This is a genomic window from Parabacteroides sp. PF5-9 (assembly GCF_029893105.1).
GTDB lineage: Bacteria > Bacteroidota > Bacteroidia > Bacteroidales > Tannerellaceae > JARXWG01.
This window is the reverse complement of the sequence record NZ_JARXWG010000014.1, coordinates 39,824-63,494: the sequence shown is the minus strand read 5'-3', so window position 1 is coordinate 63,494 and position 23,671 is coordinate 39,824. Positions and strand designations below refer to the sequence as shown.

The following is a 23,671-nucleotide window of genomic DNA, read 5'->3' as shown; positions in this document are numbered from 1 at the left end:
CCTTATTTTTGTCTGAATACTATTATTGACGTTGCCTTAAATCTAATAGACCATGAAGTACCTGTTTATCCTTATTTCATTAACCATCAGTATGTTTTGTCGTGCGCAGCAAGAAGCTGTTATTCCTTTTGACGACGCTTATAAACGAAAATATACCGTAACAAGAATCAGTAGTGAGAAACCGGATATAGACGGTCGCTTGAATGAAGATTTGTGGCAACAGCAAGGAGTATGGACAGACACATTTGTACAAGTATCTCCCAATGAACGGGCAGAAACCTCATCACCAACCAGAGCAAAAATATTTTATGACGATAAATACATTTATGTGGGTATCTACTGTAAAGAATCTGAACCGGAAAAAATGAACCGCTTTATAGGAAACCGGGATGAGAACAATACGGGTGATCTGGTCAGTGTCGCATTCGATACCTATCATGATTATCGTGCTTCTCCCGAGTTTAATATCAATCTGGGGGGAAATAAAACCGATCTGATCGTTACCGATAAACTGGAAGGTATTCGCAGTTGGAATGCTGTTTGGGAAGCACGTACACAGGTGAATATGGCGGATTCGAGTTGGACGGCCGAAATGCAGATTCCTTTCAGTCAATTACGCTATAACCAATTTTCAGAAGAGGGTATCTGGGGGTTACATATCCGAAGAATCATTCGACATAAGAATGAAACACAAAACTGGAGCCTGATCCCTGTAAAAAATAACGGACATGTATTCTCTTTTGGAGAGATGCACGGGATGAATGATCTACCCAAACCACGGGCTATTGAAATTCTGCCTTACGTGATGGGCAAATATAGCAGCGAACCAAAAATAGAAGGAAGTCCCTATCAAAAAGGATCTTCCTGGAAAGGCAATGCCGGATTGGATGCTAAACTGGCGTTATCCGATTATACCTTGGATCTGACAATAAACCCCGACTTCGGGCAGGTTGAACTCGATCCATCGGTTATGAACCTGACAGTTTATGAAACATTCTACGACGAAAAAAGAACGTTCTTTCTGGAAGGCAAACATATTCTCGATTTCAACAACGGCAGTGATATGATGTTTTATACCCGGCGGATTGGCGCTATGCCTTCCTATAGTCCGGCGGATATCGATCAGGTAAACAGTTTTACCAGTACAGCGGATAATGTTCCGATTATCGGCGCTTTAAAGCTGACGGGAACAAATAAAAACGGCTTAACGATCGGTGTAGTCCAAAGTATTACCGCCCGCTCTTCTTTAAAAGTCACACGTGATGGAGTCGAAGATAAAGAGGTCGTAGAACCATTAACAAATTATACCGTCGCACGCGTTCAAAAAAACTGGAAAGGAAATAGTTTGTTGGGAGGAATGATCACTTCTGTCAATCGCGCCTTCAATGATGAACCTCATTTAGAAAACAGATTGGTACGAAACGCGTATACGGCAGGAATCGATTTTACACAGTATTTTGCAAACAGGTTGTATTATATTGAATCCAAAGGTATGTTCAGTTATCTTGACGGTACAAAAGAAGCGATCACCCGTTTGCAACAGAATACGACGCATTTATATCAACGTATTACTTCTAATCGTTATTTAGGGGTTGACCCTAACCGAACCTCGTTGTCCGGAACCGGAGGGTATCTGACAGTCGGAAGAAAAGGAAATGCCAAATGGACATTTGCCGAAACATTCGGCTGGTCTTCTCCCGGTTTCGATTTGAATACAATCGGATATATGAAAGAGGCGGATTACTTAATGAATGAAACAGAAATTGCTTTTCGTCAAACCAATCCATGGAAAATTTTCAGAAGCAACACTATTACATTGAAGCAAATAAACAAATGGGACTACGGAGGTAGAAGCCTCCAAAACAGCGCCACATTACAATGGAAAAGTATGTTGCTAAATAGTTTTGAGATTGATTTTACGGAAAACTATGGTTGGAATTTTATCAATCCTCGGAAACTATACGGAGGACCCGGTTTACGCATTAGCCCTTTTCTAGTTAGTACACTTAGTTTAAACACCGATAAAACTAAACGCATTGCTGTAAATGCCAAATATATATGGGACTATAATGTAGCTGGTAATCAGTATCATACCATTATCCCGGGAATCACCTTACGCTTAGGTAATCAGTTTCTTGTTTCCGGAGATTTCACCTATGAAACAAAAGGAGAGAACCTACAATATGTCGCAACCATATCCAACGGTGGCTCAAACATTCCTTTTGCCCAAGATACATATGTCATGGGGCATCTCAGACAAAACACCTACGGGCTGACATTAAAAGTACAGATGAATGTAACCCCGGATATATCCATTCAGTTCTACGGAGCACCCTATACCTCTACCGGGAAATATACCGATTTCAAACAGGCAACAAATACGTTAGCCCGGTCATATAATGACCGCTTTCACGTCTACGGAGCGGATGAAATCAGTTATGCCGACGGATCTTATCACGTAGACAGAAACGGCGAACAATATAGTTTCAAGAATCCTAATTTTAGTTTTAATGAATTCCGCTCTAACCTGGTGGCTCGTTGGGAATACCTGCCCGGCTCCACCCTTTACCTGGTCTGGGAACATTCTATGTCAAACCGCGACAGCCGGGTGATCTCCGGGTGGGGAGATAATTTAGATCGCATGTTCGGCTTGCCGGCTTCCAATGTCTTCATGGTTAAACTGAATTACTGGTTTAACTTGTAGAACTGAAAAGTATTGATTATTTTTGTATATATATAACACAAGTATTATGGAAGAAAAGAAAAGATTGTATCGTTCAAGGAATAAAATGATAGCAGGCGTGTGTGCCGGATTTGCGGAGTATTTTGATCTCGATCCGACATTGGTACGGGTTGGTTATATTTTGTTAAGCATATTTACCGCATTTGCCGGAGCATTAGCCTATCTCATACTCTGGATCGTAATGCCTCAACAAGGAGAGCAATTTTAAAGAATGAGTTTTGAAATATCGTCTTCGTTCAGTCCCACAGGGGATCAACCCGAAGCTATTGCCGCTCTGTCTGATGGGATAAGAGGCGGTGTGCCTTTCCAAACCTTACTGGGCGTAACTGGTTCTGGTAAAACATTTACCATTGCAAACGTCATTAAAGAAGTACAACGGCCTACCTTAATATTGAGTCATAATAAAACATTAGCGGCTCAGTTATATAGTGAGTTCAAATCTTTTTTTCCAAACAACGCCGTTGAATACTTTGTCTCTTATTATGATTATTATCAACCTGAAGCATACCTGCCTTCTTCGGATACTTATATAGAGAAAGATCTGGAGATTAATCAGGAAATTGATAAATTACGATTGCGTGCAACAGCCTCTCTCCTATCCGGCCGAAAAGATGTGATCGTCGTTTCATCGGTATCCTGCCTCTACGGTATGGCTGACCCTACAGCATTCGCAGAAAAGGTAACCTACCTGAAACGAGGTATGCAAATAAGCCGTGATAAGTTGTTGCGGCGTTTTGTAGATGCTTTATATATCAATAACAAAGTAGACTTCAATAGCGGTTGTTTCCGTGTCAATGGAGATACTGTTGATATCTTTCCGGCAATTGAAGCATATGATGGTTTAGCCTATCGGATCGAATTCTGGGGAGACGAGATAGAACGTCTCTCTTCTTTTAATCCGCAAACAGGTATTGAAATTGATGAACAGGATGAGTTAAATATTTATCCGACCAATCTTTTTGTGACCACCCAAGACCGTATTAATCAAGCAATCGGTCAGATTGATGTCGATTTAGGGACACAGGTAGAGTATTTTAAACAGATTGGAAAACCTTTTGAGGCCAAACGGCTTTACGAGCGGGTGACATTCGACCTGGAAATGATCCGCGAACTGGGACATTGTTCGGGCATCGAGAACTATTCCCGTTATTTCGACGGTAGAGCGGCCGGTGAGCGTCCTTACTGCCTGTTGGATTATTTTCCAAAAGACTTTTTACTGGTCGTTGACGAAAGTCATGTAACCGTTCCGCAAATCCGAGCCATGTACGGAGGTGATGCTGCTCGGAAAAAAAACTTGGTGGAATATGGATTTCGTCTTCCCGCAGCAACCGATAACCGCCCGTTAACCTTCGAAGAATTCGAATCATTGACTCCACTGGCCATCTATGTCAGTGCAACTCCGGCGGACTATGAACTCGAAAAAAGTGAAGGTATTGTTGTCGATCAGTTAATCCGTCCGACAGGACTATTGGATCCGATCATAGATGTCCGTCCGACATTGAATCAGATCGATGATCTGATGGAAGAGATTACGCAACGGGCGGCTATAAACGAACGTATTTTAGTGACCACTTTGACTAAACGTATGGCCGAAGAGTTAACGGCTTATCTTAGTCGGATGGGGATCAAATGTAATTATATCCATAGTGATGTCGATACACTTGAACGGGTACGTATTATGGATGACTTACGAACAGGTCTGTTTGATGTATTGATAGGGGTGAATCTATTGCGTGAAGGGCTGGATCTACCGGAAGTCTCTTTGGTTGCTATTCTGGATGCTGATAAAGAAGGTTTTCTTCGCTCCCATCGCTCATTGACACAGACTGCCGGACGTGCTGCCCGTAATATTAACGGGAAGGTGATTTTTTATGCCGACAAAATCACGGAAAGTATGCGCCTGACCATTGAAGAAACTACCCGACGCAGAGAAAAACAATTGGCATATAACGAGAAACATGGTATTACGCCAAAGCAAATTGTAAAAACAAGTGTTTCACTTCTTGGCGGAAAACCGGGTAGTGCCGAACCGAATGCCTACATTGAATCCGAGGCCAGCCTTGTTGCCGACCCGATTGTCCAATATATGAACCGTGAACAATTAGAAAAAGCGATCGAACGAACGAAAAAATTAATGACGGAAGCAGCGAAAAAACTTGAATTTATTGAAGCGGCACAGTATCGCGATGAACTGATTAAGTTGCAAGACATTTTGAAAATAAAAGAATGATATGAAAAAAAAGGTATATCTTCTTCTGGCTTTTTACTCTTTTCTATGCGCATTACAAACAATCAACGCACAAACGATAAATGCTGAACCTTTTTGTTATATTTATGAAGACCGGTTGATTTTTGAACGTTTCGCCAAACAAATGCTCCCTAAACGCTCTTTACCGATGGATCAGTTGTTGATTGAAACTGGTAAATACTTTCTCAACACTCCTTATGTTGCTTCTACACTGGAAAAAGAGCCGGAATCATTGGTGATCAATCTACGGGAAATGGATTGTACTACTTTCGTCGAAAATGTGATTGCCCTGAGCCAAACAATAAAAAGCCCTACACCCTCCTTTGAGCATTTCTGCCGGAACCTTCAACGACTTCGTTATAGGAACGGGAAAATTACAGACTATTCATCCCGTTTGCATTATACTTCCGACTGGATCTATACCAACGAAAGAAAAGGGTTTGTTAAAGATATTACACGACAGATCGGTGGTGTTATTCTGCCTTTAAACCTATCCTTTATGTCTACACATCCGGATAGCTATATACAATTAAAAAATCATCCCGACTTAATACCTAAAATAGAAAAGATTGAACGGGATATCAATACCCGCATGTATTACTATCTACCGAAAGAGTTGATCAAATATAAAAAAGCAAAAATGCAAAACGGTGACATGGTCTGTTTTGTCACCTCCATCAAAGGACTCGATATATCACATATCGGTTTTATCTATCACGAAGGGGACAAACTGACATTCATACACGCCTCATCGAAAGAAAAGAAAGTGATTATCAACTCGGAACCGCTTTCGACTTATACGGAAAATATGAAAAGTAATACCGGAATCATTGTAGTGAGACCTCTACAAACAAATTAGCTATTCCATACGAATCTGGTTAAAATATTCTATTCCTCTGTTTATACAGATTCTTAATTATTTTATACCTTTGATACAATATAATCTATTTGTCATAAATTATGCGCATAAAATATTTAAGCTTCACTACACTTGTTGTCTTTATCTCTCTGTTTTTTTCTTGCACGCAGCAAGCACTTCAGAAAGAAGATTTCTTAACTTATTATGAGAAAAATAACTACGAGCATACTCCACGGTATGAGGAAACCATTGATTACTGTCGGTTACTGGCCAAGCATTCTCGTCAAATAACATATACAACTATCGGTGTCTCACCACAAGGCCGGGAGATTCCTCTTCTTATCATCGATAAAGACGGACTGACTTCTCCTGAACAGATCAGAGCAAAAGGACGAGTAGTCGTACTTGCCGAAGCGAATATTCACGCCGGAGAACCAGACGGAAAAGATGCCGGTCTGATGTTTATTCGCGATGCTGTTTTATTTGACGAACACCCCGGACTATTGGATAATGTCTCTTTCCTTTTTATCCCGATCATCAATGTGGACGGACATGAAGATTTCGGTATACACTACCGGATCAATCAAAACGGACCGGTTGAAGTTGGTGCCCGATTTACCGCTCAACGCCTAAATATGAACAGGGATTTCATCAAGGCAGATGCTCCTGAAATGCGATCCTTATTAAGTTTATATGCCCAATGGATGCCGGAGTTGTTTATCGATATCCATGTAACAAACGGTGCTGATTTCCAGTATGTCTCCACCTATGGACTGGAACATTGTGAATTTCTGACTCCCAATATGTTGGAATGGAGTATGAATACGTTTGAAAAAGAGTTGAAAGGGCGAATGGAAGATGATGGATTCCCGCTTTTCCCCTATTTCTTTTCTATCACCCATGTGCCTGATGTTGGAATGAGTGTCTTTCCGGATGTATTTGCACCACAATATTCAAATGGATATGCCTCCGCTAACAACCGCATTGGATTATTGATCGAAAACCATATCTACAAACCCTATAAAGAACGGGTGGATGCCACGTATCTTTATCTCAAACATGCTCTTGAGCTTGCAGGTCGACACAACAAGATATTAAAGGCCGAAATAGAAAAGGCCGACCGATATGTATCTTCTCGTGAATTCAGAAAAGATTCGCTGGCGTTGGACTATGTACACAATATGGCACAGTCTGTTCCGATTCGTTACCTAGGATGGAAAGATACGACCGTTATCAGCGACCTCTCGGGAGGAAACTGGACCTATTACGACCGAAATGCTCCGGTTACATTAGATTATCACCTCTTTTTATCCTTTACCGGAGAGAATAAAATCAGATTACCCGAAGCATATATCATCCCACAGGAACAATTGACGACGATTGAGTTATTAGATATTCATGGTATTCATTATGAACGGTTTAAACGAGATACCATCCTGGAAGTAGAGACCTATCATTTCACCGATGCCGAATGGTCAAAAACACCTTACGAGGGAAGAATAACATTAAAAACAGATTATAAAACAACCAAAGAACATATCCGATATCATGCCGGGGATATATGGGTATCAACTTCACAACCTAAAGTGAAGATCATTGCGCATATGCTGGAACCTAAATCCTCTACCTCGCTTGTTTACTGGGGATTTTATAATAATTTCATAAAAGCACCTAATGAATTCTGGATTAGCCTGAACTATATGGAAACAAAAGGACGTGAGATGCTGGAAGAAGATCCGGTTCTGAAAGCTGAGTTCGAGACCAAGAAAAAAGAGGATCCGGCTTTAGCCAATGATCCACGCGCAATCCTTAATTTCTTTATGACAAAGGTAAGAGCGCGCGTTGAAGTCGGAGTCAACCGATATCCGGTCGGAAAAGTTTACACCCCATAATCAAACAAAAATATGCGATACACTTGGTTTATCACTCTTCTGACATTTTCTCTTTTCTCCTGTATTAATGAGGATGATCCGAATTCAGGTGAAATGATTAATTATATCCATACAGGGGATAAAGTACCGTCATTTACCGTATCTGATGGGGCAGAAGGCCTATTCAATTCAGAGGAGTTCCTGGGCAAAAAATCGTTGTTGGTATTATTCTCCACGACTTGTGAAGATTGCGACCGCGAATTACCCATCGTTCAAAGAGTATGGGAAAACTTAATGGATGATCCGCAATATTTAGTTGTTGCCATTGCTCGGCAACAAAGTAAAGAAGTTACAGATACTTATTGGAATGATGAAAAACGACAATTTACAATACCCAAATATATTGACCCGGATCGAAGCATTTTCAATCTGTTTGCAAATAGTACAATTCCCAGATTGTATATCATCAATGAAGAAGGCATTGTGACCTGGATGGCTATCGAAAAGTTACATATCAATGCAGATCAATTAACCGCATTAATTCAGAATACCCAGTAATAAAAACAAATAAGGCAGATCCTTATCATCTGCCTTATATTTCTTGCGGTCATACACTTTTTTAGAACGATATACCCGGTTATAACTAACAGGGCGACTGTGCTGTTCCAGTTCAGCCTCACGGCTTCCCTTACGGTTGGCTTTTAAATATTGAACCAACTCATTTTTCTTTTTTGTTTTCATCTTTATTTATTATTAATCGCGACAAAGATAGAATGAAGTTACGGATTATCAAGAAAACAAAAGAAGAGTATTGCCGATTTACAATTAGAATGGATATTTTCGCTTTGGATTTTTAGGAAACCATCCTTTACGAACGCGTTCTACCTGTTCAAACAACTCTTTTATTGTCCAGAAAGAAGAAAAAGCAAACACACCACAAATAGCAGACAGAAACACATTTTGGATAAATAGTGATGCAACTATACCTATTATGCCCAATAATAGAAAAAGCCACCAACATTTGGTACCCCAATAGTATTCGGCTTTGACGACAATCGGATGGAACAAGCCAATTATTACAAAAGTCACAGCACCTATCAATAAACCATTCCAATTAATATCTTCCATGACTACTCAATCTATTTGTATCACAAAAGAAAAAAGACATTCGTCAATTGAATGTCTTTCCCCTGTATTTCTTATACAATGTATTTATTCTGTCGGAGCATCGGGAGTTGCATCAGCCGGAGCAGGTTGTGCTGTTCCAAAGTCAGGTGCAATCATATTCGGATCAATAACTACAGCGTCATTGACTTGTTGTCTGATTTCCGATTGGTTCGTTTGTTGTTCACGAGGAATAAATGCAGTAATAATTATACTCAGTACAATTACTGTTCCAGCTAATCCCCATGTTGTTTTTTCCAGAAAATCTGTCGTTTTACGTACACCCATAATCTGGTTAGAAGAAGAGAACCCTGATGCCAAACCTCCCCCTTTTGAGTTCTGAATCATTACGATCAAGATCAATAAGATCGAAGCGATCAGGATCAGAATAGAAATAAACACGTACATTTTAGTCTTATTTTTTATTGTTAATAATCAACATTTCCAAAAATCTGATTTGGTCTGCAAAGTAAACATTTTTTTCCGGATAAATCAAACTTAAGTTTTTAATTATTTGCAATGCTTTAGTATAGCGCTTTTGTTTGATATAAATCCGTGCCAGAGTTTCGGTCAGATAAGAATTTTCCATTGACTCAAAAAAAGCATCCTCCTCCAATTCAACAATAGACAATGGTATTTCCGATTCCTCATTCGGTTCATCTTCTTCCAGATTGATCAACCGACTACCTGGTGTCCTATTTTCCTCATTTTCAATAAATGAGTCAATAAGTGTATGATGTTGTAGTTTATGGGAATCTTGTTCTTCTGTTGGTTCTTCCGACGAATAAGCCCAGTATATATAATCGGAAGAGGCCGACGATTGAATGGTCAGATCTTCTTCTCCCTCTTTACTCTTCTTATTTTCATAAGAAGAAAGAAAATTATCAATCAAAGAGAATGATGTTCCATCTGATGTTGTCCGTTCTTGTCCTGACAACGGAAGTTTCAACCCGAAACGCTCTCCTTCTATCAGAAAAAAAAGTCGTTTTCTGTCAGGAATATAAATAGCTGTTTTTTTAAGTTCCGGACTAAAACGGGGATCATCCAATACAGCCAGGTTTTTAAGATACAACAGCCGGGCTATATCAAAATAGGGATACTGAAAAACCAACAATTCCAATTCCGGAAGAGTCTCTTCCGAAAGCAATGTTGATGTTTCCATATAGTGATATAAAACGGCTGGTTTCATCTTACCAATTTGCTACTGTAGTATTATAAATCTGATCAACTAATTCTTCGATAATGGCTGTACATAATTCAGCCTGCACATCATCCAGCATTCTACTAGAATCATACTCCTGATAGGCTGTAAACGACTGTTCATAATCATCCTCCGGCGCTGTACGGTTGGTATAACGCACTCTGATTGTGATCGTCAATCGTGTTTGACTCTCCATCGCATTTTCTTTTACTGCCAAAGGAGTTAATTCATAACCGATAATCTCACCCTCCAAGTCTAGATCACCATTACTGGTAACCATCTGCAAACGTGTTTGTCGCGTATAAATATCTTTAACCTTCTCTGTCAGCATCTGCGACAAAGGAGGGTATACCATGGGAGCTTGATTCGGAAAATCATGGATAGAGATAGATGATACCTTAGAATAATCAATTGAAGCACCATTGAATTTATAGGAAATAGAACAGGCTGTTATACTCATCAACAGTACACAACAAATACCCAATATATTTTTTCTAACCATCACTTATTCCAAATTATATTCTTTGATTTTCCGATATAAGGTACGTTCTGATATTTTCAAATCAGCCGCTGCATTTTTTCTCCGTCCGTTATGACGTTCTAAAGCTTTTCGGATCATCTCTTTCTCCACATCTTCCAAAGAAAGAGATTCTTCAACCACATCTTCTGCTTCCTGGATAGGTGCCTCTACAGGGTGAACCGCAGCCGGATGAATCGGATGATGAGCATATGCGGAATCGTTGGGGGGCTGTATATTTCCACCCATGATATCATGAACCAGTTTTTTTAATTCGGTCACATCCTTTTTCATATCAAACAATACCTGATAAAGGATTTCACGTTCACTATTAAAAATTTTCTGATCACTTTCCTGTTTGACAAGTACAGGTAATTTATCTCTTGTCAGATCAGGCAGATATTGTCTTAAAATATCCGCTGTGACATCCCGGTTTTCTTCGATAACAGAAATACGTTCCGTAATATTCTTCAGTTCCCTGACATTACCAGGCCATCTGTAGGAAGTCAGTAATTGCCGGGCTTCCTCATCCAGATGAATAGCCGGCATACGGTACTTCTCTGCACAATCACCGGCAAACTTCCGGAACAACAACAAAATATCCTCAGAACGTTCACGTAAGGGCGGTACTTGAATAGGTACAGTATTCAAACGATAATACAGGTCTTCTCGGAATTTTCCATCAGCAACAGCTTGCATCAGATTAACATTGGTCGCTGCAACAATCCGTACATTGGTCTTTTGCACCTTAGAAGAACCGACTTTGATAAACTCTCCGGTCTCCAATACACGCAACAAACGAGCTTGTGTCGGAATCGGCAACTCCCCTACCTCATCCAAAAAAATAGTTCCACCGTCGGATCCTTCAAAATACCCTTTACGATCTGCCAATGCACCCGTAAATGAACCTTTTTCATGTCCAAACAGTTCCGAATCAATTGTTCCTTCCGGAATTGCCCCGCAATTTACAGCTATGTATTGTCCATGCTTACGCGGACTATTCTGATGAATAATCTGCGGGAATGTCTCTTTTCCAACTCCACTCTCTCCAGTAATAAGAACAGACATATCAGTGGGTGCAACCTGCAAAGCCACATCAATGGCTCGATTGAGCCCCAGACTATTCCCTATAATACCAAAACGTTGTTTTATTTGTTGAATATCAACTTTTGCCATCTGCTTTACTAAAATCTGTAATTATTTCAGTTTACCTGACAAAATTACAAACTTAATTCAAATAATCACTATGGAAGATTGATACAATGCGGGAAGAATTTATTTTTTTGAGGCGTATGTGCGTTTATATAGAAAATCGGCTAATGCCTCATCATCTGTAATAGATTGAATCTCTTCGGGTGGAATAGGGTCTCCTATATATACATCCGCTTTTTTGCCTCGCTTATTAAAGGCTTCCACCGGTATACGTAATGTACGTATCCGCCAGTCTATATTCCCCAGCCAATAAAAAAAACGGGTATTCAGAAAGTCAAAATAGACCGGGTATACCGGTACATTTCCTTTTCGAATCAATCGAATCACACTATGCGCCCAGGAAAGATCCTCTATTTTCTTTTTCTTTTTATCATAAAAAGAGATCGCACCCGCCGGAAAAAACCCCATAGGATGACCTTCACGTAATCGTTGTAGCGAAAGCCGTACCCCATTTACATTGGCAAGATTAGCTCCTTTGTTCGTCGAATCAGGAACTACAGAGATAAAATTATCATCCATCGCGCCTATCTGAGTCAGGATACCATTTACCATCACTTTAAAATCGGGACGACGTGATGCAAATATATCAATCAACATAATCCCATCCAATGAACCTATCGGATGATTGGAAACCGTGATAAAAGCACCTTCTGGAAGACTCTCAAGAATCTCTTTGTTGTGCACTTCATATTTTAAGTCAATAATCGGATCATTTAAGATAGCAGAAGTAAACGCAGAACCTCTTAAATGACAATTATTAGCATGTACTCTGTTGACTTTATCAATACTAAATAATTTAATTGCAGCCTTTCCGATGAGTTTTCCAAAACGAGACCTAAAAAAAGGAACTATTTTTTGTAAATCATTGATATCAACTACAGTCTCTTTCATAATTCATTCAAAAAAGAAGTACACATTTTTTCGTGTTTATGCATAGCTATCGCTAACACGAGATTCAAAACTATTATTTCATATAAGAAATAGATCCAGACATACCCTGACAAAACAATCAGAAACATCATAATTGTACGTCCGTTAAAAGTCAACATATCAATTAAAGGCATCAATTGACAACTCTTTTTCCGGAATGCAATACGAATATCTTCCGGTATATCATCACCATAACGCGTATGTAACCGGATGAGTAACTGTTGAAGTTTAGGAGTAACCTTTACCTGAAACAAGGTATACCATAAGTATAGGAAATAAAAAAACTTATTAATCCCCTGAACTGATTTTTCTTGATGCAATTTGATCTGATCCGGAGTCTGAAACTCTGCTCCCTTTTCTTTACTGATAAAATATAAATGGAGCGTTTTATAATAGTCCGTAATATTGGCCTGAATCAAATGGGAAAAACCGGATAAAACAGCTAAGGCAAAAAACCAATAATTATCATATAACTGTGATAAACGTAAAGCCAATCCGACATAGATACAAGCAAACCAGATATCTCCGGCAACACCATCCAATATCCGGCCTATCTCAGATTTAATACCTGTCAAACGAGCTAACTGTCCGTCGACACAATCCAGGATATTGGCCAATATAAGCACTGAAATACCACAAACGGCATACAATAAACTCCCTTGATAAAAGAAAAATCCGGCTGCTGCACCCACAAAGATGGACAATATAGTCACCATATTAGGGGTTATACCTGTCCCCCGTAACAAACGAGCTATCCTGAAACCAACCGGACGATAGAATATCCGATCAATGAAATTCTCTGTTTCAATGGACTTTAAGGATGATTCGTATTCTTTATTCAACTCACCCATCACCAATTATTTATACAAATAGCCACCATCAACAACAACTATTTCTCCGTTAAAATACTTATTTTCAATCAACATCTTATAGACTTCGGCCAATTCTTCCGGCTCACAAAAACGTCCCAATGATGTTTTATTTTCAATATTACGCCTAATCTCTGCCGGTTTTGTTTTTTGCCATTCCGTATCCACAAAACCAGGAGCAACTCCATTTACCCGCACGTCGTAAGGTTCAAGAAATTTTACCAGATTTTTCACCAATGAATGAACAGCCCCCTTTGTTACCCCATAGGCCAACGAGACAGAATGCGGCTGAATACCCATCAAGGAACCGGTAAACACAACACTCCCTTCCTTTTTTATTTGCTGAATAATTCGCTGTAAAAGAAATACCGGGAAATGAACATTGCCAAAGAATACCTTTTCCCAACTCTCCATCGTCATCTGCTCAAAAGGATCCCGGCAAGTCAATCCGGCATTCATCACTACAGCATCCAACAATAAATCGTGAGTTGTCAGATAGTCAGCGATTACGCCAATTGCAACTCGTTGAGTGATATCCGCTTGTACAACCGACACTTTGACTCCACACAGACCACTCAACTCTTTTTGAGTTTCTTCAGCCAATACGCTATCAGTCGCATAAGTCAGTAAAAGATTATAACCGGCTTTCCCTAAACAGAGTGCAACAGCTTTTCCAATACCTTTCGTACCACCGGTAATTAAAGCATATTTTTTCATCAAAAATCACTCTTTTTCGTGAGAACCCTTTACAGTCACAGGCTTGGACTGTCGTTGAGAATTCAAGGTCGCTTCATACGAATCATGAATCGTTTTTTTCAAATTTGAAGAAGAGACACCTGTTCCATAAGGAAAATAAAAAACCTGTACATTCAACTCTTTCAGATAGTCGTATTTTCCATACCAGTCATCTCCGACTACAAAGGCATCTATATTGAGTTTCTTTACGATTTCCGTATGATCCAAAGTATGTTGAGGAATAACAATATCCGGTGTTTTTAATGCTTCAATAATCTGTAAACGTTCATTGAACGGAATAATAGGAGCCGCTTTATAGGAGGAAACCAATTCATCCGTACTTACTCCAACAATTAATAGATCTGCTAAACTTCTGGCATAATTGATCATCCGCAAATGATTGTAATGAAACATATCAAATGTACCGGAAGTATAAACGATTGTTTTATCCTTAAACATGGGCATACTTTTTTCAAGTTGCAAACTTACGGAAACTTTTCCGTACAGGAAAAGTTTATAAAAGAAAAAGAGGTGAACCGCTCTGCCGTTCACCTCTCGTCTTATCTCAAAACAACTATGGATCAACCGTTCATTGAAGCTAAAAATTCCATATTGTCTGTTGTATTCTCCATACGTTTTTTTACAAACTCCATAGCTTCCAACGAATTCATATCTGCCAGGTATTTACGTAAAATCCACATCCTGTTCAACGTACTATCATCCTGTAACAGATCATCACGACGTGTACTGGAAGCCGTAATATCCACTGCCGGATAGATACGTTTATTAGACAATTTACGATCCAGTTGTAATTCCATATTACCCGTACCTTTAAATTCTTCAAAGATGACATCATCCATTTTTGATCCGGTCTCTGTCAAAGCCGTGGCCAGAATAGTCAAACTACCACCATTCTCTATATTACGGGCCGCTCCAAAGAATCGTTTGGGTTTTTGAAGTGCATTGGCGTCCACCCCTCCGGAAAGCACTTTTCCTGAAGCTGGTTGTACTGTATTATAAGCCCGAGCCAAACGAGTTATTGAATCCAACAGGATAACAACATCGTGTCCACATTCAACCATTCGTTTCGCTTTATTTAAAACGATCTCAGCAATTTTTACATGTCGTTCTGCCGGTTCGTCAAAAGTAGAAGCAATCACTTCTGCATCGACACTTCTAGCCATATCTGTCACCTCCTCCGGGCGTTCATCGATCAAAAGAATAATCATATACACTTCCGGATGATTCGTTGCTATCGCATTAGCAATATCTTTCAACAACATAGTCTTACCCGTTTTCGGTTGAGCCACAATCAATCCACGTTGCCCTTTACCTATCGGTGAGAATAAATCAACCACACGAACAGCAATCTGATCATGCACCTTAGGCGAGCGACGAGCCGTCAACATAAATTTCTCATCAGGGAACAACGGTGTCAGGTGATCAAAAGGAACACGGTCACGCACATCTTCCGGTAATCGTCCATTTATTTTATCGACTTTTACCAATGGGAAATATTTCTCACCTTCTTTCGGAGGACGAATAGCTCCTTCTACGACATCACCTGTTTTTAAACCGAACAGTTTGATTTGTGATTGAGAGACATAGATATCATCAGGAGAAGTCAGATAATTATAATCGGATGAACGCAAGAAACCATAACCGTCCTGCATCATTTCCAATACACCGACTCCGGTTAAGATACCGTCAAAATCGTATATCTTCTCTTGTGGAGCATTATTATTGTTGTTATTCTTATTATTGTGATTATTCTGACGGTTATTGACCTGTTTATTGTTTCCAGGTTGTTGAACGCTATTTTGTTCATTCTGAACTTTAGTTTCCGGTTTGGTAGGAGAAGAGGAGAATGGAAAAACCTGATCGAGGACAGATTTTGCATCCGGATGTCTGAAAACAACCCTTTTAGGTTCTTCTTCTGTTGTCGCCGGAAGAACAATTTCAACTTTTTCTTCCTGCGTAGCCTCCGGTAATCGTTCTTCCTTATTCGCTTCTGCTGTAACAGGTGGAAGTAACGGTTGTTCACCGGATATTTCAACCACATCATCTTTCTCCTTTTTTACCTTTTTCTCTTTCTTTGGCTTTTCATCAGGAGTTTCTATGACGGTTGCTACTGTTTGAGGCGTTTTCGATACGACCACTCCTTTATTATTTTCCGTAGGGACAGCAGCACCTGCTACTTTCTCTTTCTTTTCAATACGAACTCTTTTTTTACGCTCAGGTTGAAAATCCAGTTCAGCCTGTTTTTCTTCCTCAGGTTGTTTCTTTTCTACCGTTTTTACAACTTTCTTTTCCTCTGCAGTCACTTCAGCTTTTGCTGTTTTCGCCTTTTTGGCTGCGGGAGTTTTTGTTGCTTTTTCCGGTCGGTCTTTTTTCACACGACTTTCGGCTTTTTTAGCCTCTTTTTCTTTCTGTTTTTCTACCTGAATACCAGCTAATGAAATCGCTTGTTCATCTAATATACGATAAACCAGTTCTTCTTTTTTAAAGCTATTGATTTTTTTTATACCTAACTCCTCAGCGATCGCTTGTAGTTCTGGCAGGAGTTTCTCATTTAGTTCTAAAATGTTGTATTTTTGCATATTGTGAAGTAAATAACACGTGACATGAGACATACCACACTTTTAGCGCGATACGTGATATCACTATCATTATATCTTATTTTGATTGAATAAATATCTTTATTATGAAAAAAACCGGATTGTTTACCTCATTCGATTTGATTGGAAACAGATCTGCGGAGTAAATCTGCGCAAATGTAAGAACTTTTTTATATATCCAATCTTTTTATAGGGAAAATTTTACCTTCAAGACCTGTTTTGTCGCATTATCTACCCGGAAACGGTTATCACTTCGTTCACCAACAATCCAAATGATATTCTCGCCGCTACAGAGAAGCCATATCTGCTCTTTATCTATCCGACTGAGTTTCCGATCGGAAAAATAATCACTCAGTTTTTTTCGCCCCTGCATACCAAAAGGGACAAACCAATCTCCAGTCTGCCACAATCGAAGTGTTAAAGGGAAATGCAGCTGATCATAGTCAAAATAAGCGGTATATTTATCTTTTTCAATCCTGAACTCTTTATCTACAACAATTTTCTGAAAAAAGAGTTCAATCGGCCCACGCCACTCCCCTTCCTCTACATTTATTATATATGTCGACAAAGAGTGCTTTTCTATCGCTTCCAACAGCAGATATTCCCGATCTTTCACCAAGCGATAAGATGCGGAATAAAATTGTCTACCCGATTCTCTGTCCAAAGCTAAAAATAGTTCATTCGAAACGATCCGGGTAAATCCGAACGGCTTCAGCAACTCATATAAAATGGTCTTCGGAGAAGGATATTTAAGAAGTTCTCCAATTGACATTTTGTGGCTTTCCGTAAATATTTTTTCACGAGCCTCTTCAATCACACGATCATAGATCACTTCTGCTTCTGAAAGATGGTCGGCTGTCCGCGCCAAAGCGATTCTGACTGAAGGGTTCAGTTTTTCCATCAAAGGGATCAGGTGGATACGTACAAAGTTACGTTTATAGGCATCATCCGTATTCGTACTGTCGTCCACATATTCCAATTGCTGTTCTTTTAACCAGGAAATGATCGTTTCCCTGTTAACAGCAAGTAAAGGTCGTACAACAGACCCATTTTTCGGAGAAATACCTGTCAGCCCTTTAATACCCGTCCCACGAATAAGATTCAATAAAAGCGTTTCGATACTGTCATCCTGATGATGCGCCACAGCTATCGCCTGTGCCTTCAATTCCTTTCGTTTTTCTTCAAACCAGCTATACCGCAGTTCACGAGCAGCCATTTCAATAGAGATGTGGTTTTGTTCGGCATAGTTAATGGTATCAAAATCGATGCGAACTAGCGGTACATTTAATTGTTCGGTAAGTTGACACACAAAAGCCTCATCCCGATCCGACTCTTCACCCCGTAAATGAAAATTACAATGAGCCGCCAGACAAGAGTATCCTAATCGTTTCAAAACAGCGATCAGCGCAACCGAGTCCGCACCTCCGCTCAATCCGACCAGAACCGGCCGGTTTTCCTCCAACAACTGATACTCCTGAATGTATTTACGAACCGTATTTACCATGGTCTATATAAGGAAAAACGGAGACAAGAGTGTTTACCCTATGCCCCCGTCTCCTTATTCTTATACGTTTTTTTATTCTTCGATACCTGCCAATTCCGGGTCGATCATGATACGACCACAATATTCACAAACAATGATCTTCTTACGTAACTTTATATCCATCTGCTTCTGTGGGGGGATCTTATTGAAACAACCACCACACGCATCACGTTGAATATAAACGATCGCCAACCCGTTACGAGCACCTTTACGGATACGTTTAAACGCTGTCAATAAACGAGGTTCTATACTTAATTCCAGCTTTTTAGCCTTTTCACGAAGTTTTTCTTCTTCCTGTTTGGTTTCAGAGATAATCTCTTCCAATTCACTCTTTTTCTGAACCAGGTCAGCCTTACGGCCATCCAAACGTTCTGTCAATTGAGCAATCTCTTCTTTTTTATAACCAGTCGCATCATTCGCCTCACGTATTTTCTTTTCAGAAAATTCGATTTCTAACCCTTGAAACTCGATCTCTTTCGACAAGTTATCAAATTCACGGTTATTACGCACGTTATCTAATTGAGATTTATATCGTTCGATTAATGCTGTTGATTCAGTAATTTTATTCCGCTGTTCTACAACTGAAGTTTCATATTCTTTGATCTCAGTTTGGTAGTTTTGCAAACGAGTTTCCAGACCTGCTATTTCATCTTCCAGATCCTGAACTTCCAAAGGCAACTCTCCGCGAAGTGTCTTAATCTTGTCTATATCAGTCACCATTGTCTGAAGCTGATACAATGCGGATAGCTTATCTTCAACTGTAATTTCTTTTTCAGCAGATTGTTTATCTGTAGCCATTCTATAAATATTTTACAGGGTTTGAATTAACATTCGAAAAATGCACCGCAAAGGTAGGGAATTTTTTCGATAATATCGTATAAAAGATCTCTTTTGTACAGACTTCAGACTCATAATGTCCTATGACTGCCAACAAAATACGATCTTCCACATCATAAAAGTCATTATACTTAGCTTCACCCGTAATAAAAACATCCGCCCCATAAGCGATAGCATCCTTTATAAGAAATGCACCACTGCCTCCACATAAGGCCACTTCACGGATTTTTTTACCGGTCAATTGCGAGTGTTTAACACAAGGAACATGGAAAATATCTTTCACCCGTTGCAAAAAAGTCAATTCATCTTCAGCATCCAATAACTCACCGACTATCCCCGACCCTGCTTGCTCCCAGGAATTATTCAAGGGATAAAAATCAAATGCCGGCTCTTCATACGGATGAACAGATCGAAGAGCACGTGTCACTGACAGTTTTTTATAGGCCGGAAGAATGGTTTCTATACGCACTTCCTTTTCCGAATGCAGTTCTCCAATTTCACCACAAAAGGGATGCGTGCCTTCCTGAGCACGGAATGTACCTGTTCCCGGTGCATTAAAACTGCATGAATCATAATTTCCGATATGCCCCGTACCGGCATGAAATAATGCCGTGCGAACAGCCTCAGCGTGAAGTTCAGGAACAAATGTAACCAGTTTCAACAGTGCGTCTTTCTGCGGGCTCAGAATACGGACATTCTGTAACCCGATCATTTCGGCCAACTTATAATTGACCCCGCCAATAACATTGTCCAGATTGGTGTGTGCCGAATAAATGACGATATCATTTTTGCACGCATTGATCATGCAGCGCTCGATATAAGTCGATCCTGTCAACGATTTAAAAGGTTTGAATGCCAGTGGATGATGAGAGACAATCAGATTGCAATCCAATTCAATCGCTTCTTCAATCACTTCTTCCGTGATATCCAGACAAAGCAATACACCTGTCGCCACCTGATATACATCACCGACTTGCACTCCTGAATTATCAAAACCTTCCTGCAAAGGAAGCGGAGCGTATAATTCCAGTTCTTTTATGATTTCTTTTATCTTCAATGGCAATGACTAATTATTAATGTTTAATGATTAAGCTAAACCGATTCTTTATTATCTGTCGCCTTCACAGCTAAGTTTAACTCGTCCAACTGCTTTTGATCAATAAATGTCGGAGCATCGAGCATCATATCACGTCCTGAATTATTTTTTGGGAAAGCGATACAGTCACGAATCGAATCCAAGCCGGCAAACAGAGAGACCCAACGATCCAGTCCATACGCCAGACCACCATGAGGAGGAGCTCCAAATTTAAACGCATTCATTAAGAAACCAAACTGCGCCTGCGCCTGTTCTTCCGTAAATCCGAGTAATTGGAACATTTTATTCTGTAATACACTATCATGGATACGGATAGAACCACCGCCGACTTCCACCCCATTGATCACCATATCGTAGGCATTAGCACGTACAGCACCCGGATCGGAATCCAACAAAGGCACATCTTCCGGCTTAGGAGAGGTAAAAGGATGATGCATCGCATAAAAACGTTGATCTTCTTCACTCCATTCAAACAGAGGGAAATCAACGATCCATAAACAAACGAATTTATTCTTATCACGTAATCCCAATTGACTGGCTACTTCCAGACGCAACTCACAAAGTTGTTTACGCGTCTTCATCACTTCACTGCCGGACAAGATCAATATAAGATCCCCCGCTTCTGCATGAAAAGCTTCTTTCATTTGCTGAAGAACATCCTGTGTATAGAATTTATCTACGCTGGATTTCACACTGCCATCGGCTTCCACACGCGCATAAACCATTCCACTTGCACCAATCTGAGGACGTTTAACATAGTCGATCAATGCATCCAACTGCTTACGCGTATACGTTGCAGCCCCTTTCACACAGATTCCTCCGACATAAGCTGCTTGATCAAAAACAGTAAACCCATGTCCTTGTAGAATATCCATCAATTCGACAAATTGCATATCGAAACGAAGGTCGGGTTTATCACTGCCATAATATTTCATCGCATCATGCCAAGACATACGGGTAAACGGTTCTTTAATCTCTACACCCCGAATCACTTTGAACAAATGTTTAGCCATTCCTTCAAACAAGGCCAGGACATCTTCCTGCTCCACAAAACTCATTTCACAGTCGATCTGTGTAAATTCGGGTTGACGGTCGGCACGCAGATCCTCATCACGAAAACATTTCACAATCTGGAAATAACGGTCGAAACCGGAAACCATCAACAACTGCTTAAGTGTCTGTGGCGACTGTGGCAATGCATAAAACTGTCCCGGATTCATTCTGGAAGGAACGATAAAGTCGCGGGCGCCCTCCGGAGTAGAGTTCACCAAAACCGGAGTTTCTACTTCCAGAAAACCTTGCTCATCCAAATAACGGCGCACTTCGAACGTCATCTTATGACGCAGTTCCAGATTCGCACGTACCGGATTACGACGTAAATCCAGATAGCGATATTTCATACGCAAATCATCTCCCCCATCCGTCTCATCTTCTATGGTAAACGGCGGAGTAGATGCTGCATTCAATATGTCTAATGTTGTAACAATTATTTCGATATCACCCGTTGAGATATTCTTGTTTTTACTGGAACGTTCCTGCACTTTTCCTGTTGCCTGAATGACATATTCCCGTCCTAATTTATTGGCTTTCTCCCACAGTGCTTCATTAACCTCCTGATTAAATGCCAACTGAGTAACACCATAACGGTCGCGAATATCTACAAACGTCATCCCACCCATTTTACGGGTTCGCTGTACCCATCCTGCCAGCGTAACAACTAATCCTTCGTCTGCAAGACGTAAATCTCCACAAGTTCTTGTTCTATACATATGCTGATATTTAATGTATTAACGTATTATTCCATACGCGTATGAATTTGCAAAGATAATACTATAAACTTAAGATTTTATTGTTCTTCAGACGAAATAACGGAGTTATTTTGTTTTTATACGTAACGTTTTTCTACATCCACTGGATTCTTTTTTGTCTACAGGTAGGTCTGTTTTCTGTTAGAGGTACGTCTAAACAAATTTAGAGGTACGTGTAAATTCATTTAGAGGTACGTCTAAAACATTTTAGAGGTACCTCTAACAGAAAAGTGTTCTTTACGAAACAAAAAAAGTCCTGTAAATAAGTAAAAAACTCATCTACAGGACTCCTATTTATCTAAATTTTCCGAGGGGCAATCACCGCCAGTTGCAGATTGTTCCACATATCCTGAATAGTATCACTCCCCCAATCGTTTTTCATCCATCCGGGTATCTCTTCCGGGTGAAGTTCCGGAGTTCTGTGCTGATATTTTTCAATGATCTCCAGCTTCTCTGTTTCTTTCTTCTTTTCCATGATAAAATATCTTTAATCTGTTATTAATACAGACAAAACAAACGTGTACTTATTTTAGTTCAAGAACTCACGCAGACTCTTCAAATAATCCAAAGGTATATCTCTGTTGTCATTGCATTCGCGTTACTTGTTGAAATACTGAATGAAAAACAAATAAAAAAACGGTTCAACAACTGAAATAATTAATGGGATATAGGACTGTTTTTTCATCTTTTTTATACATTTGCATCGTTTTCCAAAGAGGTTTAGTCAAATTATTTTTAAGTAAAATCACTATATATTCTACCTTATGAAGAATTCCTTCTTTAATCGCTTTACGCCTAAAGAGCCTAAGTTTTTTCCGTTGTTAAAACAGATGTCTGACATCGTACTGGTGGCTTCCGACCTTTTAATAGAATGTCTGCAAAGTCAGGATCATTCCGTACAGGTCGACTATTACAAAAGAATCAAAGAGCAAGAACGTATTGGAGACAGACTTTCTCATCAGGTTTTTGATGAATTGAATGCCACCTTTATTACACCCTTCGACCGGGAAGATATTCATCATTTGGCGACCAGACTGGATGATGTGACCGACGGAATCAACAGTTGCGCCAAGCGCGTTGCTCTCTATAAACCTAAGTATATCCCTGAAAGTATGGTTGAACTGGCTCACTTAATACGAGAAAGTGCCATTGGCATCGGAAAAGCCATTGATGAACTCGATGTATTAAAAAAGAGCGCCAAAAACATCAAAGTGTATTGCAAGGAATTACATGATATCGAGAACAGGGCAGATGATGTGTATGAACTGTTTATCATTAAGTTGTTTGAAGAGGAAAAAGATGCGATCGAACTGATCAAACTCAAAGAAATTGCTTACGAATTGGAAAAAACAACCGATTCTGCCGAATATGTCGGAAAAATCATCCAAACCATCATTGTCAAGTACGCCTAAAACGACCT

Annotated in this window: 23 protein-coding genes; 7 read left to right on the top strand and 16 right to left on the bottom strand. The window is 39.8% G+C overall.

Going from position 1 to position 23,671, the window contains the following annotated elements:
• The first annotated feature begins 52 nt into the window (after positions 1-52).
• The 6 genes from M2135_RS09355 to M2135_RS09330 all read left to right on the top strand — a co-directional run bounded on the left by M2135_RS09355 (position 53) and on the right by M2135_RS09330 (position 8,279).
• On the top strand, positions 53-2,704 hold the full coding sequence (locus tag M2135_RS09355) for a DUF5916 domain-containing protein (protein WP_280748233.1): 2,652 nt from the start codon (positions 53-55) through the stop codon (positions 2,702-2,704).
• A gap of 46 nt (positions 2,705-2,750) precedes the next feature.
• Positions 2,751-2,951, top strand: a complete 201-nt coding sequence (locus M2135_RS09350) for a PspC domain-containing protein (protein ID WP_280748232.1) — start codon at positions 2,751-2,753, stop codon at positions 2,949-2,951.
• A 3-nt stretch (positions 2,952-2,954) separates the two neighbouring features.
• Positions 2,955-4,973 carry an excinuclease ABC subunit UvrB gene (gene uvrB / locus M2135_RS09345; RefSeq protein WP_280748231.1) on the top strand — a complete coding sequence of 673 codons (2,019 nt, stop codon included), beginning with the start codon at positions 2,955-2,957 and terminating at the stop codon, positions 4,971-4,973.
• A 1-nt stretch (position 4,974) separates the two neighbouring features.
• On the top strand, positions 4,975-5,850 hold the full coding sequence (locus M2135_RS09340) for an N-acetylmuramoyl-L-alanine amidase-like domain-containing protein (RefSeq protein ID WP_280748230.1): 876 nt from the start codon (positions 4,975-4,977) through the stop codon (positions 5,848-5,850).
• Positions 5,851-5,951: 101 nt separating this feature from the next.
• Positions 5,952-7,742 (top strand): M14 family zinc carboxypeptidase, encoded by a 1,791-nt coding sequence (locus tag M2135_RS09335; protein ID WP_280748229.1) that lies wholly within the window; start codon positions 5,952-5,954, stop codon positions 7,740-7,742.
• Between the two features lie 12 nt (positions 7,743-7,754).
• On the top strand, positions 7,755-8,279 hold the full coding sequence (locus M2135_RS09330) for a TlpA disulfide reductase family protein (RefSeq protein WP_280748228.1): 525 nt from the start codon (positions 7,755-7,757) through the stop codon (positions 8,277-8,279).
• On the opposite strand, the gene M2135_RS09325 is transcribed toward M2135_RS09330, so the two are convergent.
• The 16 genes from M2135_RS09325 to M2135_RS09250 form a co-directional block, all read right to left on the bottom strand.
• Entirely contained in the window at positions 8,259-8,462 is a 204-nt protein-coding gene (locus tag M2135_RS09325; RefSeq protein WP_280748227.1) for a hypothetical protein, read from the bottom strand. The genes M2135_RS09330 and M2135_RS09325 overlap by 21 nt on opposite strands.
• Positions 8,463-8,546: 84 nt before the next feature.
• Positions 8,547-8,849 carry a DUF4491 family protein gene (locus M2135_RS09320; protein WP_280748226.1) on the bottom strand — a complete coding sequence of 101 codons (303 nt, stop codon included), beginning with the start codon at positions 8,847-8,849 and terminating at the stop codon, positions 8,547-8,549.
• A gap of 84 nt (positions 8,850-8,933) precedes the next feature.
• Positions 8,934-9,293 (bottom strand): preprotein translocase subunit SecG, encoded by a 360-nt coding sequence (secG, locus tag M2135_RS09315; RefSeq protein ID WP_280748225.1) that lies wholly within the window; start codon positions 9,291-9,293, stop codon positions 8,934-8,936.
• 7 nt (positions 9,294-9,300) lie between these two features.
• Positions 9,301-10,047 (bottom strand): hypothetical protein, encoded by a 747-nt coding sequence (locus tag M2135_RS09310; RefSeq protein ID WP_280748224.1) that lies wholly within the window; start codon positions 10,045-10,047, stop codon positions 9,301-9,303.
• Between the two features lie 28 nt (positions 10,048-10,075).
• Entirely contained in the window at positions 10,076-10,588 is a 513-nt protein-coding gene (locus M2135_RS09305) for an LptE family protein (RefSeq protein ID WP_280748222.1), read from the bottom strand.
• Positions 10,589-10,591: 3 nt separating this feature from the next.
• Entirely contained in the window at positions 10,592-11,779 is a 1,188-nt protein-coding gene (locus M2135_RS09300; protein ID WP_280748221.1) for a sigma-54 dependent transcriptional regulator, read from the bottom strand.
• 99 nt (positions 11,780-11,878) lie between these two features.
• Positions 11,879-12,706 (bottom strand): lysophospholipid acyltransferase family protein, encoded by an 828-nt coding sequence (locus tag M2135_RS09295; protein ID WP_280748220.1) that lies wholly within the window; start codon positions 12,704-12,706, stop codon positions 11,879-11,881.
• Positions 12,703-13,596: a CDP-alcohol phosphatidyltransferase family protein gene (locus M2135_RS09290; protein WP_280748219.1), complete on the bottom strand. Its 894-nt coding sequence runs from the start codon at positions 13,594-13,596 to the stop codon at positions 12,703-12,705. The genes M2135_RS09295 and M2135_RS09290 overlap by 4 nt, the downstream gene beginning before the upstream one ends.
• Positions 13,597-13,602: 6 nt before the next feature.
• Complete coding sequence (locus M2135_RS09285; RefSeq protein WP_280748217.1) at positions 13,603-14,331, bottom strand: SDR family oxidoreductase; 729 nt, start codon at positions 14,329-14,331, stop codon at positions 13,603-13,605.
• Positions 14,332-14,337: 6 nt separating this feature from the next.
• On the bottom strand, positions 14,338-14,808 hold the full coding sequence (locus tag M2135_RS09280; protein WP_280748216.1) for an adenylyltransferase/cytidyltransferase family protein: 471 nt from the start codon (positions 14,806-14,808) through the stop codon (positions 14,338-14,340).
• Between the two features lie 122 nt (positions 14,809-14,930).
• Positions 14,931-16,949 (bottom strand): transcription termination factor Rho, encoded by a 2,019-nt coding sequence (rho, locus tag M2135_RS09275; RefSeq protein ID WP_280748215.1) that lies wholly within the window; start codon positions 16,947-16,949, stop codon positions 14,931-14,933.
• A 205-nt stretch (positions 16,950-17,154) separates the two neighbouring features.
• The gene (gene tilS, locus M2135_RS09270) at positions 17,155-18,471 is read right to left on the bottom strand and encodes a tRNA lysidine(34) synthetase TilS (RefSeq protein WP_280748213.1); all 1,317 of its coding nucleotides are present in this window, start codon (positions 18,469-18,471) and stop codon (positions 17,155-17,157) included.
• A gap of 72 nt (positions 18,472-18,543) precedes the next feature.
• Positions 18,544-19,308 carry a C4-type zinc ribbon domain-containing protein gene (locus tag M2135_RS09265; RefSeq protein WP_280748212.1) on the bottom strand — a complete coding sequence of 255 codons (765 nt, stop codon included), beginning with the start codon at positions 19,306-19,308 and terminating at the stop codon, positions 18,544-18,546.
• A gap of 1 nt (position 19,309) precedes the next feature.
• The gene (locus M2135_RS09260) at positions 19,310-20,404 is read right to left on the bottom strand and encodes a Nif3-like dinuclear metal center hexameric protein (RefSeq protein WP_280748211.1); all 1,095 of its coding nucleotides are present in this window, start codon (positions 20,402-20,404) and stop codon (positions 19,310-19,312) included.
• 35 nt (positions 20,405-20,439) lie between these two features.
• Positions 20,440-22,212 (bottom strand): aspartate--tRNA ligase, encoded by a 1,773-nt coding sequence (gene aspS, locus M2135_RS09255; RefSeq protein ID WP_280748210.1) that lies wholly within the window; start codon positions 22,210-22,212, stop codon positions 20,440-20,442.
• 337 nt (positions 22,213-22,549) lie between these two features.
• On the bottom strand, positions 22,550-22,726 hold the full coding sequence (locus M2135_RS09250; protein ID WP_280748208.1) for a hypothetical protein: 177 nt from the start codon (positions 22,724-22,726) through the stop codon (positions 22,550-22,552).
• A gap of 289 nt (positions 22,727-23,015) precedes the next feature.
• Between M2135_RS09250 and M2135_RS09245 the strand changes: the two genes are divergently transcribed.
• Positions 23,016-23,663, top strand: coding sequence for a DUF47 family protein (locus M2135_RS09245; protein ID WP_280748207.1), 648 nt, complete (start codon positions 23,016-23,018; stop codon positions 23,661-23,663).
• Positions 23,664-23,671 lie beyond the last annotated feature (8 nt).

What these genes read in the sequence shown, in the direction of transcription:
- M2135_RS09340 (WP_280748230.1), top strand. Translation starts at nt 4,975, where the DNA reads ATGAAAAAAAAGGTATATCTTCTTCTGGCTTTTTACTCTTTTCTATGC.
- rho (WP_280748215.1), bottom strand. Translation starts at nt 16,949, where the DNA reads ATGCAAAAATACAACATTTTAGAACTAAATGAGAAACTCCTGCCAGAA.
- M2135_RS09335 (WP_280748229.1), top strand. Translation starts at nt 5,952, where the DNA reads ATGCGCATAAAATATTTAAGCTTCACTACACTTGTTGTCTTTATCTCT.
- M2135_RS09320 (WP_280748226.1), bottom strand. Translation starts at nt 8,849, where the DNA reads ATGGAAGATATTAATTGGAATGGTTTATTGATAGGTGCTGTGACTTTT.
- M2135_RS09290 (WP_280748219.1), bottom strand. Translation starts at nt 13,596, where the DNA reads ATGGGTGAGTTGAATAAAGAATACGAATCATCCTTAAAGTCCATTGAA.
- M2135_RS09350 (WP_280748232.1), top strand. Translation starts at nt 2,751, where the DNA reads ATGGAAGAAAAGAAAAGATTGTATCGTTCAAGGAATAAAATGATAGCA.
- M2135_RS09310 (WP_280748224.1), bottom strand. Translation starts at nt 10,047, where the DNA reads ATGGAAACATCAACATTGCTTTCGGAAGAGACTCTTCCGGAATTGGAA.
- M2135_RS09305 (WP_280748222.1), bottom strand. Translation starts at nt 10,588, where the DNA reads ATGGTTAGAAAAAATATATTGGGTATTTGTTGTGTACTGTTGATGAGT.
- tilS (WP_280748213.1), bottom strand. Translation starts at nt 18,471, where the DNA reads ATGGTAAATACGGTTCGTAAATACATTCAGGAGTATCAGTTGTTGGAG.
- M2135_RS09280 (WP_280748216.1), bottom strand. Translation starts at nt 14,808, where the DNA reads ATGTTTAAGGATAAAACAATCGTTTATACTTCCGGTACATTTGATATG.
- M2135_RS09295 (WP_280748220.1), bottom strand. Translation starts at nt 12,706, where the DNA reads ATGAAAGAGACTGTAGTTGATATCAATGATTTACAAAAAATAGTTCCT.
- M2135_RS09285 (WP_280748217.1), bottom strand. Translation starts at nt 14,331, where the DNA reads ATGAAAAAATATGCTTTAATTACCGGTGGTACGAAAGGTATTGGAAAA.
- M2135_RS09355 (WP_280748233.1), top strand. Translation starts at nt 53, where the DNA reads ATGAAGTACCTGTTTATCCTTATTTCATTAACCATCAGTATGTTTTGT.
- M2135_RS09265 (WP_280748212.1), bottom strand. Translation starts at nt 19,308, where the DNA reads ATGGCTACAGATAAACAATCTGCTGAAAAAGAAATTACAGTTGAAGAT.
- uvrB (WP_280748231.1), top strand. Translation starts at nt 2,955, where the DNA reads ATGAGTTTTGAAATATCGTCTTCGTTCAGTCCCACAGGGGATCAACCC.
- aspS (WP_280748210.1), bottom strand. Translation starts at nt 22,212, where the DNA reads ATGTATAGAACAAGAACTTGTGGAGATTTACGTCTTGCAGACGAAGGA.
- M2135_RS09245 (WP_280748207.1), top strand. Translation starts at nt 23,016, where the DNA reads ATGAAGAATTCCTTCTTTAATCGCTTTACGCCTAAAGAGCCTAAGTTT.
- M2135_RS09250 (WP_280748208.1), bottom strand. Translation starts at nt 22,726, where the DNA reads ATGGAAAAGAAGAAAGAAACAGAGAAGCTGGAGATCATTGAAAAATAT.
- M2135_RS09300 (WP_280748221.1), bottom strand. Translation starts at nt 11,779, where the DNA reads ATGGCAAAAGTTGATATTCAACAAATAAAACAACGTTTTGGTATTATA.
- secG (WP_280748225.1), bottom strand. Translation starts at nt 9,293, where the DNA reads ATGTACGTGTTTATTTCTATTCTGATCCTGATCGCTTCGATCTTATTG.
- M2135_RS09325 (WP_280748227.1), bottom strand. Translation starts at nt 8,462, where the DNA reads ATGAAAACAAAAAAGAAAAATGAGTTGGTTCAATATTTAAAAGCCAAC.
- M2135_RS09330 (WP_280748228.1), top strand. Translation starts at nt 7,755, where the DNA reads ATGCGATACACTTGGTTTATCACTCTTCTGACATTTTCTCTTTTCTCC.